The sequence below is a fragment of the Arcobacter sp. LA11 genome (assembly GCF_001895145.1).
Lineage (GTDB): Bacteria > Campylobacterota > Campylobacteria > Campylobacterales > Arcobacteraceae > Halarcobacter.
The window spans coordinates 17,741-31,848 of the sequence record NZ_BDIR01000018.1 but is presented as its reverse complement, the minus strand read 5'-3'; the positions used below and the strand labels follow the sequence as shown (position 1 = coordinate 31,848).

The following is a 14,108-nucleotide window of genomic DNA, read 5'->3' as shown; positions in this document are numbered from 1 at the left end:
TTCTTCAATATAATCTTCAAATCTTTTACATAAATCATATAGGTCTTGTACTTCTTTATTATAATCTCTTGCAACAGCTAAAAATTTATCGGCTTCAATTCTATATAAAGTAAACTCTTCTTTTGTAAAATATTTTTTTAGGGTATCCGAAAACTCTAGAAGTACTCTGTCTCCGTTTGATTCTCCAAAAAGGTCATTGATAGTAGAAAATTTATCAATATTAATCATAGCCATAAGGCCTTCTTGTGTACTTTCTAAATCTTTTTTTAGTTTATTTCTATTTGGCAAGTGTGTTAAGTTATCTATATATAAATCTTTTAATTCATGATAAAGTAAAGATTGACTCATAAGTTGTAATAGTTTTTTCATATCAATTGGTTTTAATACATACTTATCAACACCTATATCAATAGCTTCCAGTAAATATTCTGTATTTGAAAAGGCAGTTGCAACAATAATAGGAATATTTGGATTAATTCTTTTTATTTCTCGAATCATTTCTAACCCATTCATAATAGGCATATTGACATCTGTAATAATTAAGTCAATTTCTGATTCATTTTGTTTGAATAGCTCTAATCCCTCTGCACCATTTTCTGCCACAAATTGTTTTTTAGTAAATCCTCTTAAAATATTAAGTGTTATTTCTCTTAATGCTGCTTCATCTTCAGCATATAAAATTGTTATATTTTTTAAAATTGATACGTTAGATATCATTAAGACTTACTCCAAACTTATTACGATATAATTATTATACTATTAATTAAATAAATATTTACTATTTGTTTTTTTGTTATTAAAATATTATTTTAGGATTTTTTAGTGGGTAATGTCAAGTGTGATCATTGTCATTTAGTTTTTAGTGACAGTGTAATGATAAAAGATAATGAACTAAATTTTTGTTGTAAAGGTTGTCAAGGCGTTTATCATCTTTTACAAAATGATGGTTTAGATTCTTTTTATGATAAGTTAGGAAATAAAACAATTACTCCTCCTCTGGAAGTACATGACGATATAAAACGTTTTGATACAGATAGTTTTGAAGATACTTTTATTAAAACTACTGATGATGGATTTAAACAAATTGATTTAATAATTGAGGGTATTCATTGTGCTGCATGTATCTGGTTAAATGAAAAAGTTTTATATAGTACGGATGGAATAGTTAGTGCAGATATTAATTTTTCAAACAACAAAGCAAAAATTATTTGGAATGAAAAAAAGATAAAATTATCAGATATTATATTAAAAATAAGAAGTATTGGTTATAACGCTTATGCTTATGATGCAACTGTTGCTGATGAGCAAGCTGTAAAATCAAAAAGAGATTATTTTATAAGAATGATGGTTGCAATTTTTGCTTCTATGAATATTATGATGTTATCAGTTGCAAAATATACAGGATTTTTCACTGGTATTGAAGAGGAGATAAGAACTTATATACATCTAGGTGAGTTTATTTTAACTACACCTGTATTACTTTATTCTGGATGGATTTTTTATAGAGGTGCTTATTATGGATTAAAAAACAAAATCCTAAATATGGACTTTCTAGTAAGTTCTGGAGCTACTTTAACTTATATATACTCTTTATACATTCTTTTTGGTGGGAAAGGCGAGAGTTATTTTGACTCTGTTACCATGATTATTACTTTTGTATTAATTGGAAAGTATTTAGAAGTTTTAGGAAAAAAATCTGCAGTTGATACTTTGGATAAGATTAAAAGTACAATACCTTTAGAAGCTACTATTATTGATAATGGAGTTAAAAAAACTGTAGCATTAAACAATATTAAAGTAGGGGATGTAGTAGAGGTTAGAAGTGGTGAAAAAGTTTGTATTGATGGAAAAATAATTAGTGGAGAAGGAAGTTTCGATGAATCAAGTTTAACAGGAGAATCTATTCCTGTATTTAAACAAAAAGATGATTTATTATATAGCGGAACAATTAATAATGATGCCCTTATTAGATATGAAGTTATAAAGTCATATAAGGACTCAACACTAAACTCAATAGTAACACTTCTTGAAGATTCTCTTAGTTCAAAACCGCAAATTGAATATAAAGCCAATGAAATATCAAAAGGGTTTACTATTTCAATATTGACTCTTTCTTTTTTAACTTTTTTAGTTTGGTATTATTTTGGAATTGATTTAGGATTTGATTATGATGGAGCGAGTAATTTTGAAAAATCATTTATTGTTGCAATTTCTGTAATCGTAATTGCTTGTCCTTGTGCTTTAGCTTTAGCTACACCTATTGCTAGTTTAATTGGTATTTCCGAACTTGCAAAAAAAGGTTTACTTTTTAAGGAAGCAAAATTTGTTGAAACCTTTGCAAAAGCAGATACTTTGGTTTTGGATAAAACAGGAACTATAACTAAAGGTGAACTAAAAGTAAAAAAAATGAGAATAATGGATAAGAATATTCATAAACTTAATTTATTATATTCTCTTTTAGATGCTTCAACTCATCCTATTTCTCAATCAATCAAAAAAGAACTTAGTAAAAAATATGATTTAAAATTAAAAGAATTAGAAAATGTAAAAAATATCCAAGCTAAGGGGATGCTTGCAAAATATAGAAATGTGGATGATAAATTATTTCATATAATTGGTGGAAATCTAGAATTAATGAAAGAGAATAATATTCATTATAATTTTGATAGCTCAAATTCTGTATATTTATTTGCTATTAATAGAAGAGTAATTGCTACTTTTGAACTAGAAGATGAAATAAAAGATGATGCAAAAGAATTAATTGATGATGCAAATAAAAATGGTTTAAATGTAGTCATGTTAACAGGGGATAATAATAGTGTAGCTTCTACAGTTGCTTCAAAAGTTGGAATTAAAACTTATGTATCAAATATAGATCCTATAGGAAAAGCTAATTATATAAAAGAGTTAAAAAAAGAGGGTAGGACTGTTGTTATGGCAGGAGATGGAATAAATGATTCTGTTGCATTAGCTTCATCAGATGTTTCAATTGCAATGGGTAATTCAGCAGATATTACAATTTCAGTTTCTGATGTTGTCTTATTAAACAATTCTTTAAAGTCTTTAAAACAAGCATTTTCAATTTCAAGAAGAACTTATAGTTTTATAAAACAAAATTTATTGATATCTCTTCTTTATAATTTAGTTACAATACCTTTAGCAATGGCTGGATTAGTAATTCCTCTTGTTGCAGCTTTATCAATGAGTTTAAGTTCATTGATAGTTGTTGCAAATTCGATGAGAATTAAAATCAAAGATTAAAATAAAAACTAGGGAAATAAATAATGAATGATACTCTTTTAATGATGTTAATTGTAGGTCTTGTTGTATCTTTTGCAATACTAGGAATGTTTATTTGGGGTGCAAAAGATGGACAGTTTGATGATGGTGATAAAATGATGGATGGACTATTATTTGATAGTACTGAAGATTTAAATGATGCTGTTAAAAAAGAAGAAAAAATAGAAGAGTCAAAAAAAGGACAAAAAAAAAGTGAATCACCTGAATGATTCACTTTTCTTAGAATAAATTACTAATTAGAATTTAGAAATTTTATCAGCTAAATCTGCAATATCAGCATCAGAAAGTCTTGCAACTTGACCTTTCATAACACCTTTCATAGCTCCACCATAAGAACCATCTTTATAACCTTTTAGTGCAGCAATAGTTTTATCTGCTGGCCAACCTTTAATAATTTGCGATTTACCTAATGCAGCTTTTTCTGCAGAAGCTCCATGACATCCAGCACATGGTGCATAATTTGCAGCCATTAAAGATGCCGCAGCTATCATTGTTCCTAAAACAATCTTTTTCATTTAATCTCTCCTTGATATTTAAAAACAAATTTTATCAATTTATTCTTTTAATAAACTTATAAGATTGTTTTAGAATCAAGAAAAAAATTATAATAAATTATTATAACTTCTTATTTAGCCAGCTTTTAAAGAATATTTTTATATAGTATCTGCTTAATTATTTAGGATTGAAAATGAGTAAAAATGAACCTTTTTTAAAAATAGAGAATCTTTCTTTTGGATATAAAAAAGAAAATCTAATTTATAGTGATTTTAATTTAGAACTACAAAAAGGACACTTAGTTTCAATAGTAGGTAAGAGTGGAAGTGGGAAAAGTACACTCTTTGAGTTAATCTGTGGAAACTTAAAACCTTTATCTGGAAATATAACCGCAAATAAAATAAGTTCAATTTATCAAGATCCTTATAGTTCATTTCATCCTTCTTTTAAAATTATTGAACAAATAAAAGATGTAATATACTTAGAATCTAAAGATTTAGAAAAAGAGATTAAAAAATATTGTGATGATTTATCTTTAGATAGAGTATTATTGGATAAAAAACCTCATGAGTTAAGTGGAGGACAGCTTCAACGTTGTTCTATTTTAAGAGCATTGCTTATGAAACCTGAATTACTCTTAGTTGATGAACCAACATCTGCTTTGGATAATATCATTGCATATGAAGTTATGAAACTTTTAGTTAAGTATTTAGATAATTGTGCGATATTATTAATAACACATGATATGACTTTAGCTTCATGGTGTAGTGATGAAATTATAAATTTAAGTAAAATAAATAGGAATAATAATGATTAATGAATGCAAAAAAGCATTAGTACTACTTAATATGGGTGGTGCAAGAAATAAAAATGAATTAAAAATGTTTTTAACAAATATGTTTAACGATAAAAATATCTTAACATTAAAAAGTGATTTTTTTAGATCAATTTTAGCAAAAATAATTGTAACATCTAGACTTGATTCTGCATGGAAAAACTATGAAGAGATTGGAAATCAATCACCAATAAATCCATTGACAGAACAATTAGTTTCAAAAGTAGAGGATAATTTATCAGATATATGTGTTTATCAAGTTATGAGATATACACCTCCACGTGCTAATGAATGTATAAAAGATTTAGAAGAAAAAGGAATTAAAGATGTAGTTTTATTACCTTTATATCCTCAATATTCTACAACTACTACTAAGTCTTCTGTTGAAGATTTTGAAGAAGCTGCTCAAGGAAAATTTAATATTGAAGTAATAGATCCTTTTTATAAAAATGAACTTTTTAATGAGTCAATTATTGATACTATAAAAAATAGTGTTGATGATTATAGTGAATACAATTTAATATTTTCAGCACATGGATTACCTCAAAAAATTGTAGATGCTGGTGATCCATATCAAAAACAAGTAGAAGAGCATGTTGAGATTTTATCAAAATTTTTAAGTGAAAAAAATATAGGTTTTAAATCAATATCCTTAGCATATCAATCAAAAGTTGGTCCTATGAAATGGCTAGAACCAGCTTTAGATGAAGAATTAAAAAAATATAAAGATGAAAAGGTTTTAATTTATCCTATTGCTTTTATAGTTGATAATTCTGAAACGGATTTTGAACTTAGTATTGAATATAAAGAAGAAGCTGATGAGATAGGTATTGCAGATTATAAAGTTTGTAAATGTGTAAATTATGATGATAAATTTATAGAAGCTATTAAGGATATAACAAAACTATCTTAATTTAAAAAGGATATTTTATGGAAGAAGGAAAACTACTTTTAACATTAGCATTAAAATCAATAGAGTCTGATTTTGATGAGACTATTAAATTTGATAAAGAAAAACTACTTCAAGAGAACCCATTTTTAAGTGAACAAAGAGCAAGTTTTGTTACACTTACAAAAGATGGCAAATTAAGAGGTTGCATTGGTTCTTTAGTTGCCCATAGAAGTTTGCTTGATGATATTTTGCATAATGCAAAATCGGCAGCCTTTGCAGATTTTAGATTTGATAGATTAACAAAAGAAGAGTTTGAAAAAATTAAAATTGAAATATCTTTATTAACAATTCCTACACCACTTGAATATACAGATTTAAAAGATTTAGAGCAAAAATTAATACCAAATAAACATGGAGTTATTTTAGAACTTGATGGGAAAAGAGCAACATTTTTACCTCAAGTTTGGGAACAACTTCCAACTTTTAATGAATTTATGGTTCACCTTTGTAAAAAAGCAGGTTTAAATCCAGCTTCTTTATCTGGACTTCCTAAAATACAAACATATGAAGCACAAAAAATAAAGTAAGAAAATGGTTTATCATAAAGAGTCAAATGATAACAAACTAACTTGTCTTTTATGTTCTTATTATTGTGATTTAAAAGATGGACAAATTGGTGTTTGTGGTGTTAATAAACATGTAGGTGATAAAATAGAATGTCTTGTTTATGGACATATAAGTGCTTTTAATATTGACCCAATTGAGAAAAAACCTTTATATCACTTTCTTCCTAAATCAAAATCTCTTTCTTTAGGTACTGTTGGTTGTAATTTTCATTGTAATTTTTGTCAAAATCATGGTATCTCTCAAGAGAAAAAAATAGATAAAAGTAATTTTACAAGCCCTAAAAGAGTTGTAGATATTGCAAGAGAAAAAAAATGTGCTTCAATTTCTTATACTTACAATGAACCAACGATTTTTTATCCTTTTGCAAAAGATATAGCAGTTGAAGCAAAAAAATATGGAATTAAATCTATTTTTGTAAGTAATGGTTTTGAAAGTAGTGAAGTAATAGATGATATGAAAGGTGTTATTGATGCAATAGATGTGGACTTAAAATCTTTTGATGAAAAATATTATAAAACAAAACTTGGTGGAAATTTAAATCAAGTACTTAATAACTTAATACATTTACAAAAAAATGGTATATGGATTGAAATTACAACTTTGATAGTCCCTACAAAAAATGATAGTACTGAAGAGTTAACAAAGATTGTAAAATGGATAAAAGAAAATTTAGGAGTAAATGTACCTTGGCATATATCAGCTTTTCATCCTGATTATAAAGAGTTGAATCTACCAAGAACATCTTTTGAAAGTTTAAAACTTGCACATGATATTGCAAAAGCTGAAGGTTTAAAGTATGTATATATTGGAAATATTGGTTATGAAAACAATACTCTTTGCCCTAATTGTGAAGAAAGTATGATTTCAAGAGAATACTTTAATGTAAAATCTTATAGTCTAAAAAATGATACTTGTTCAAATTGTCATACAAAAATTGATGGTATTTTTTGGAAGAACTAGAAGGAGATAATATGGAAATGAGAAGAGCTGTAGTAAGTGGAAGTTTTTATCCAGATAATGAAAAAGAGATAAAAAAATATATAGAGCATTTTAATAACAGTTTTACAGTGGATAATCTTGATATAACTCCAAGAGCAATAATCTCTCCCCATGCAGGATATATTTACAGTGGGTTTACTGCAAATTTAGCTTTTAATTTATCTTCGAAAGAAAAATTTAAACGTGTAATAGTAATAGGTCCTTCTCATAAAGTATATTTAGAAGGAGCATCTATTGCTTTATATGATGAATATGAAACTCCTTTAGGGAATATAAAAATTGACAAGGAGTATTCTTTAGAATTAAAAGAAAAATATGATTTTTTAAACTTTTTAGAAGATGCACATTATGAACACTCAACAGAAACGCAGGCTCCTTTTATAAAAAATTATTTTGATGGTTTAGATATGATTGAAATAGTTTATGGAAAAGTAAATTTTACGCAATTATCAAAATTAATAGATGAATTACTTTTAAATAGAGATAATTTTGTTGTAATAAGTACAGATTTAAGTCATTTTTATACCTTAGAAGAGGCGAAAAAATTAGATAATATATGTCTTAATGCAATTGTAAAAAAAGATTTGAATTTATTTGATAAAGGGTGTGAAGCTTGTGGATTAACTGGAGTAAAAGCAATGATTCAATCCTCACTTAAAAATAACTTAAAAACTTCTGTGCTACACTACTGCACTAGTTTTGATAGAACAAAAGATAATAACCGTGTAGTAGGGTATACTTCAGTATTAATAGGAGAATAATTTTGCTTTTTACTGTTAAAAAATTTATTTCAATTTTTTTGATGCCTATGTCTTTAGGATTAATACTTCTTTTTTTAGGTTTGATTTTTTTATTAAATAAGAATTATAAAAGAGCTAAAACTTTTTTAATAATTTCTTTTTTATGGCTTGCGTTAATAGGTTATTCACCTTTTTCAAATTATCTTATTCAACCTTTAGAAAATCAATACAAATCGTATATAAAAATTGATCCAAATGTAAAGTATGTATTAGTTTTAGGTTCAGGACATGTTACAAATAAAGAAATTTCTAATTTATCTCAACTTTCAACCACTGCACTTATGAGGCTTAATGAAGGTATTAGAATATATAGAAATTTAGAAAATGCAAAACTTATACTTTCAGGTTATGAAGGTTCAGATTCTGTCCCTCATGCTTTAGTTGCAAAAAAAGTAGCTATATCTTTGGGTGTCATCCCTGAAGACATAATAACTCAAGAGGAGGCAAAAGATACTGCTGAAGAGGCTTTGTATGTTAAAAAAACTGTAGAAAAGAATAACTTTATTTTAGTAACCTCTGCTTTTCATATGCCAAGAGCAATGAAAATTTTTAAAGGTGCAGGTTTAAATCCAATTGCAGCACCTACTGATTATCTTTCAAAAGAAGATGGAGATTATTTACGAGAACCAAGAGGTAAAGAAATTAGAAAAACAGAGATTGCAATGCATGAATATATTGGAACTTTATGGCATGATATTATTGAGAAAATAAGGTTTTATGTAAATTGATAATTCATTATAGTATAATTCGCATTTTATGAGGTGTGAATTATTAAATGAATAAAATTTTAGAGCTTAAAAATTTATCTTTTCAATATGATAGACAAAATGTCTTAGAAAATATTAACTTAGATATATTAAAAAATGATTTTTTAGCAATTATTGGTCCAAATGGTGGAGGAAAATCTACACTATTAAAACTTATATTAGGATTGTTAAAGACTAAAGATGGAAAGATTATAAAACATCTAAAAAATGACTCTATTGGTTATGTTCCTCAAAATACAAATTTAAATATAGATTTTCCCATAACTGCCCTTGAAATTGTTCTTATGGGACATATAGGAAATAAAAAACAACTATTTGGTTACAGTAAAGAAGATATTGCTTGTGCTATGTCTTCTTTAGAACAAGTTAGTATGGAAAATCATGCAAATAGTAAAATTGGGGATTTAAGTGGAGGACAAAGACAGAGAGTTTTTATAGCACGTGCTCTTTGTGCAAATCCAAAAGCTATGTTACTAGATGAACCAACTGCTAGTATAGATGTAAAAGGACAAAAAGATATTTATGAACTTTTAAAAGAATTAAATAAATCAATTGCGATTGTAGTAGTAAGTCATGATATTTCTGTTTTATTAAATTATGCAAAAAATGTGGCACATGTAAATAAGAATTTAGTTTATCATCATTTAAAAAATATTGATGAAAAAATTGATAATGAAGATGAACATATGTGTGAAGTTGAGCTTTTATCAGCTCTTGGTAAAAAACAAGTATGTTGTAATCATACACATGAGTAGCAAAAAATGATAGAAGCCTTACAGTATAATTTTATACAAAATGCATTGATTGCAGGTATCTTAGTATCAATTGCAGCTGGAATTATAGGTTCTTTAGTTGTAGTAAATAGGATTACTTTTTTAGCTGGAGGTATTGCACATAGTTCATATGGTGGAATAGGGCTTGCGATATATTTAGGGCTTCCTGTACTTTTGGGAGCTACAGTTTTTGCTGTAATTACTGCTATTTTAATAGCTATGTTAACTTTGAATAATAGAAAAAGAATAGATTCTCTTATTGGTATTATGTGGGCATTTGGTATGGCGGTGGGTATAGTTTTTGTAGATTTAACTCCTGGTTATAATGTTGACTTGATGAGTTATTTATTTGGTTCTATAATTGCAGTTTCAGATAATGATATTATTTATTTAACAATATTGGATTTTTTAATTATAGGTCTTGTAGTTATTTTTTATAAACAAATATTAGCCGTTTCATATGATAGTGAATTTGCATCTTTACGTGGGATATCTATAAAGTTTTTTTATACATTGATATTAATTTTATCAGCACTTAGCGTTGTTGCTGCAATAAAAGTTGTTGGACTTATTCTTGTAATTGCATTATTAACTATTCCAACTTATTTAGCTGAGATGTATGCTAAATGTTTATCGTCTATGATGATTATAAGTTCAATTATTGCAACTTTTTTTACAATCTTTGGTTTAATCATTTCATATTTTTATGATATTAGTTCAGGGGCTAGTATTATTATTGTTGGTGTTTTCACACTACTACTTGCCAAATTGTTAGGAAAAAAATGAACGAAAAAATTGAATTGGGAGTTATAAACTCTTTAAAAGTAAATAGAGTTAGTGAACCAGGAATTTATCTAATTGCAGGTGATGAAGAAGAAGTTTTGCTTCCTAATTGTTATGTTACAAAAGAGATGGAAATTGATTCTATGTTAGATGTATTTATTTATACAGATAGTGAAGATAGACTAGTTTCTACTACGCTTACTCCTTATGCTATGAAAAATGATTTTGCATCATTAGAAGTAATAGATTTTGCTCAATTTGGAGCATTTTTAGATATTGGGTTACCAAAAGATTTATTAGTTCCTAAAAATAAACAAAAGACTACTTATAATATTGGTGATAGAAAAGTTATTCAAGTAATTGAAGATGATAAAACAGGTAGATTAATAGGTAGTGAAAAATTTGTATTAAGTAAAGAGCCTGAAAATCTTAATATTGGTGACGAGGTAGAAATCCTTCTATATTCAAAAACACCTCTTGGTTTTAAAACTATAGTAAACAATGAGTTTGAAGGTTTAATTTACCATAATGAAATTTTTGAAAATATTCAAATAGGTGATAAAAAAAGAGCATATATTAAACTTATTAGAGAAGATGGAAAAATTGATATCTCTTTACAAAAATTTGGAGCTAAAAAAGGTGATGATAACCCATCAAAAGTTTTAGAGATTTTAGAACAAAATGGTGGAGAATTAGGATTTACTTATAAAAGTGATGCCGAAGATATTAAAGATGTATTTGCTATGAGTAAAAAAGCTTTTAAAGCTTCACTTACAAATTTAATTGATAGTAATAAAATAGTTCTAGAAGAGACTAAAATAAAATTAAAATAGAGTTTAAATTAAAGGATAGATACAGTTTCTACCATTATTTTTTGCTTTGTATAATTCAGTATCAGCCCGATAGATAAAATCATCAATACTTTCATTTTTTGAATATTGGGCTATTCCACAACTGACAGTAATATTTATATCTTTTTGTTTTTTTATTTTAATTTTTGCAATTAATTCTTGTAATTTTTTACATAGAGATATTATTTGAATTAAATCACTGTTTGGACATACAATTAAAAATTCTTCTCCTCCCCAACGTCCAACTAAATCATATTTTCTTATGTGTTTATTTAAAACATGTGATAATTTAATTAATACTTCATCTCCTATTTTATGTCCATAAGTATCATTAATTTTTTTGAAAAAGTCTATATCTATCATTGCAATAGATAATGTAAAATTATTTCTAATACTTCTTTCCATCTCTATTTCTAAGAAAGAGTCCAGTTTTCTTCTATTTGCAATCTTTGTAAGAGTATCTGTTTCTGTTATTGTTTTTAAACTTTTATTTCTATAATAGAAGGCTATAAGTATAAGAAGAATAATTATAGAAATAATAGAAAGGAGTTTATAGTCACTTCTAGGTTCATATTTTATATTAATCCATTTATTATATATTTCATCATGTTCTTCTTGAGTAATAGAGTTTAAAGTTTTTTCTAAAATTGAATTTAATATTGTTAAGTCTTTTCTTGTTGAAAAACTTAGATTTGTTTTAAAAGGTGCTTCTCCATTTATTTTTAGATTTGTATATTTTAATTCTTTTATAAAATGTCCTGTATTTGGTAATGCCCCAATATAAGCATATGCCAAACCATTATAAACTTTTTCTAAAGCCTCTTTTGTTGTATTTACAGGAATAAGATTTATTTCCTCATTATATTTTTTTATAAGTTCATGTGTATAAAAATTTCTTTCTACGGCAATTTTTTTATTTGATAATTGTTTTAAATTTTTTATATATCCTATATCATCTCTTGTAACTATTACTGTAGGAAACTGAAGATAAGAATTTGTAAAATTCATATACTTATTTCTATTAGGAGTATTAACAATTGCTAAAAACATATCAAGTTTTTGGTTTCTAATTTTTTCAATCATTTCATGCCAGTAAGCATTTTCTTCAACTTGTAGTTTTATTTCAAGTTTTTCTTCTATAAGATTTAAATAACCTGCTGCGATACCGCTATATATTCCATTATTATCAAAAAATTCTATAGGATTCCATTCTTTATTTGTACCTAATTTAATTGTTTTATTTTTTTCTAACCAATCACTCTCTTCTTTTGTAAGTTTCAGTTCTCTTGTACAATGAATACAATGTATAAAATCATCTAATTTATAATCTTTTCTAATAAGACCTAATACTCTATAAACTTTTGCTATTTCACTAAATTTCTCTTCACTTATATGACCTATTTCTTTATTTTTATCATAAGCTAGTTTTTTTAATGTTTCTCCTTCAAAAATAAGTTCATCTAATGTTTTATTTTGTGTATTATATTTTTCAAATATAATTTTTGCAGTTTTATTGATATTATCAAAAGCATAAGTCCAACCTTTTAAACTTGCATTTGTAAAGGATTCAACAGTTTTTGGATCATTTTTTAGCAGTTGCTTTGATGTATAAAGTATATCTCCATAAAAATCAAATCCATAATCTTTTGGATGAAAAAATTTATATTTTACACCTCTTTTTTTTAGACTATGTGGCTCATTTGAAATATATGAAGCAATAGCATCTGTTTTGCCATTTATTAAATCATCAAGGTTATAACTATGTTTTTGGATTAGTATACTTTCACTCATAACTCCTTCACTAAAGAGCATTGCCATATATGAAGCTGAAGTTATAGCATCTGCTGAAATCATAATTCTTTTATTTTTCAAATCATAGGGTGAATTTATTTTATCATTTGTTACAAGTAGTGCTGCTGGTGATTGTTGAAAAATAGCAGCTAGTGCTACTATTTCATAACCATTATTTTTATGAACAAGAAGTGAGGTTCTTCCTGTTGCAAAATCTACTTTTTTACTTACTACATTTTTTAAAATATCAGTATTGCTTTTGTAAGGTAATATTTCTACTTCTAATCCAAGGTCTTTATAAAAACCTTTTTCTTTAGCAATATAATATCCTGCAAATTGGAACTGGTTTAACCATTGAAGTTGTAGCGTTACTTTATTAAGATTTTGAGAATAAGAACTTATTATTAACAATAAAAAGATAAAAATTATTTTTATTAAACTCCCCATAGTAGGCTCCTACTTAAGATATTATATAAAGTTATTACTTAAAAATGTAACATATATTAATAAAAGTTATTTAATTAATTGATTTTCGGTCAATTAAATTAAAGAATTTGATATAATTTAAGTTAGAAATTATAATTAAGACTACTTTTATAAGCTTTTATTATAATCTTCGCAATTAAAAAAAAAGGGAAAAAATGGCAACAACTAATCTTAAAGGTAACCTAGTTAATTTAAGTGGAACAGAAGTAAATGTGGGTGATAAAGCACCTGTAGTAAATGTAGTAGCTCAAGATTTATCAGAAGTTCAAGTAGGTGGAAAAGCTCAAGTTATCGTAGTAGTACCATCACTAGATACTCCTGTATGTGCTGCAGAAACTAGAAAATTCAATGAAGAAGCTGCAAAATCTGATGCAGAAGTTGTAGTAGTTTCTATGGATTTACCGTTTGCAATGGGAAGATTTTGTACAACTGAAGGAATTGAGAATTTAAAAGTAGGTTCTGATTTTAGAAATAAAGATTTTGCAAATGCATATGGTGTATTAATTGCTGATGGACCATTAGCAGGTGTAACTTGTAGAGCAATATTTGTAACAGATGCAAATGGAGTAGTTACATATAAAGAAATTTGTCCAGAAATAACTGAAGAACCTAACTATGAAGGTGCTTTATCAGCTATTAACTAATTAATAAATTTTAATTATTTTTTACTAAAGGGTGTAACTTTTTAAGTTGCGCCCTTTTTTTATTT

The 14,108-nt window shown here is 26.5% G+C and carries 15 protein-coding genes; 12 read left to right on the top strand and 3 right to left on the bottom strand.

What is annotated here, in order from left to right; all coding sequences use genetic code 11:
• The coding region (locus tag BT997_RS14085) for a response regulator (protein ID WP_143145211.1) at positions 1-717 on the bottom strand (717 nt) is incomplete at its 3' end.
• 105 nt (positions 718-822) lie between these two features.
• Here BT997_RS14085 and BT997_RS14080 point away from each other — a divergent pair.
• On the top strand, positions 823-3,261 hold the full coding sequence (locus BT997_RS14080; RefSeq protein WP_072682574.1) for a heavy metal translocating P-type ATPase: 2,439 nt from the start codon (positions 823-825) through the stop codon (positions 3,259-3,261).
• 23 nt (positions 3,262-3,284) lie between these two features.
• Positions 3,285-3,509 (top strand): cbb3-type cytochrome oxidase assembly protein CcoS, encoded by a 225-nt coding sequence (ccoS, locus tag BT997_RS14075; protein ID WP_072682573.1) that lies wholly within the window; start codon positions 3,285-3,287, stop codon positions 3,507-3,509.
• Between the two features lie 27 nt (positions 3,510-3,536).
• Here ccoS and BT997_RS14070 read toward each other — a convergent pair whose 3' ends face one another.
• Positions 3,537-3,815 carry a c-type cytochrome gene (locus BT997_RS14070; RefSeq protein WP_072682572.1) on the bottom strand — a complete coding sequence of 93 codons (279 nt, stop codon included), beginning with the start codon at positions 3,813-3,815 and terminating at the stop codon, positions 3,537-3,539.
• 173 nt (positions 3,816-3,988) lie between these two features.
• On the opposite strand from BT997_RS14070, the gene BT997_RS14065 reads away from it, so the two are divergent.
• Genes BT997_RS14065 through BT997_RS14025 form a run of 9 tightly spaced genes read left to right on the top strand, consistent with a single transcriptional unit; the run spans position 3,989 to position 11,104 of the window.
• The gene (locus BT997_RS14065) at positions 3,989-4,612 is read left to right on the top strand and encodes an ATP-binding cassette domain-containing protein (protein WP_072682571.1); all 624 of its coding nucleotides are present in this window, start codon (positions 3,989-3,991) and stop codon (positions 4,610-4,612) included.
• Complete coding sequence (gene hemH / locus BT997_RS14060) at positions 4,608-5,543, top strand: ferrochelatase (protein ID WP_072682577.1); 936 nt, start codon at positions 4,608-4,610, stop codon at positions 5,541-5,543. Before BT997_RS14065 ends, hemH begins: the two co-directional genes overlap by 5 nt.
• A 17-nt stretch (positions 5,544-5,560) precedes the next feature.
• On the top strand, positions 5,561-6,109 hold the full coding sequence (gene amrA, locus BT997_RS14055; RefSeq protein ID WP_072682570.1) for an AmmeMemoRadiSam system protein A: 549 nt from the start codon (positions 5,561-5,563) through the stop codon (positions 6,107-6,109).
• A 4-nt stretch (positions 6,110-6,113) separates the two neighbouring features.
• Positions 6,114-7,109 carry an AmmeMemoRadiSam system radical SAM enzyme gene (gene amrS, locus BT997_RS14050; protein WP_072682569.1) on the top strand — a complete coding sequence of 332 codons (996 nt, stop codon included), beginning with the start codon at positions 6,114-6,116 and terminating at the stop codon, positions 7,107-7,109.
• 11 nt (positions 7,110-7,120) lie between these two features.
• Positions 7,121-7,909 carry an AmmeMemoRadiSam system protein B gene (gene amrB / locus BT997_RS14045; RefSeq protein ID WP_083568773.1) on the top strand — a complete coding sequence of 263 codons (789 nt, stop codon included), beginning with the start codon at positions 7,121-7,123 and terminating at the stop codon, positions 7,907-7,909.
• Between the two features lie 2 nt (positions 7,910-7,911).
• Entirely contained in the window at positions 7,912-8,676 is a 765-nt protein-coding gene (locus BT997_RS14040; RefSeq protein ID WP_083568767.1) for an ElyC/SanA/YdcF family protein, read from the top strand.
• Between the two features lie 47 nt (positions 8,677-8,723).
• Positions 8,724-9,470, top strand: coding sequence for a metal ABC transporter ATP-binding protein (locus BT997_RS14035; protein WP_072682568.1), 747 nt, complete (start codon positions 8,724-8,726; stop codon positions 9,468-9,470).
• Between the two features lie 6 nt (positions 9,471-9,476).
• A complete protein-coding gene (locus BT997_RS14030) occupies positions 9,477-10,274 on the top strand; it encodes a metal ABC transporter permease (protein ID WP_072682567.1) in 798 nt (265 codons plus the stop codon).
• Positions 10,271-11,104, top strand: coding sequence for a S1 RNA-binding domain-containing protein (locus tag BT997_RS14025; protein WP_072682566.1), 834 nt, complete (start codon positions 10,271-10,273; stop codon positions 11,102-11,104). The genes BT997_RS14030 and BT997_RS14025 overlap by 4 nt, the downstream gene beginning before the upstream one ends.
• Positions 11,105-11,107: 3 nt before the next feature.
• Here BT997_RS14025 and BT997_RS14020 read toward each other — a convergent pair whose 3' ends face one another.
• Complete coding sequence (locus tag BT997_RS14020) at positions 11,108-13,360, bottom strand: ABC transporter substrate-binding protein (protein ID WP_072682565.1); 2,253 nt, start codon at positions 13,358-13,360, stop codon at positions 11,108-11,110.
• Between the two features lie 194 nt (positions 13,361-13,554).
• On the opposite strand from BT997_RS14020, the gene tpx reads away from it, so the two are divergent.
• On the top strand, positions 13,555-14,043 hold the full coding sequence (gene tpx, locus BT997_RS14015; RefSeq protein ID WP_072682564.1) for a thiol peroxidase: 489 nt from the start codon (positions 13,555-13,557) through the stop codon (positions 14,041-14,043).
• Positions 14,044-14,108: the final 65 nt, after the last annotated feature.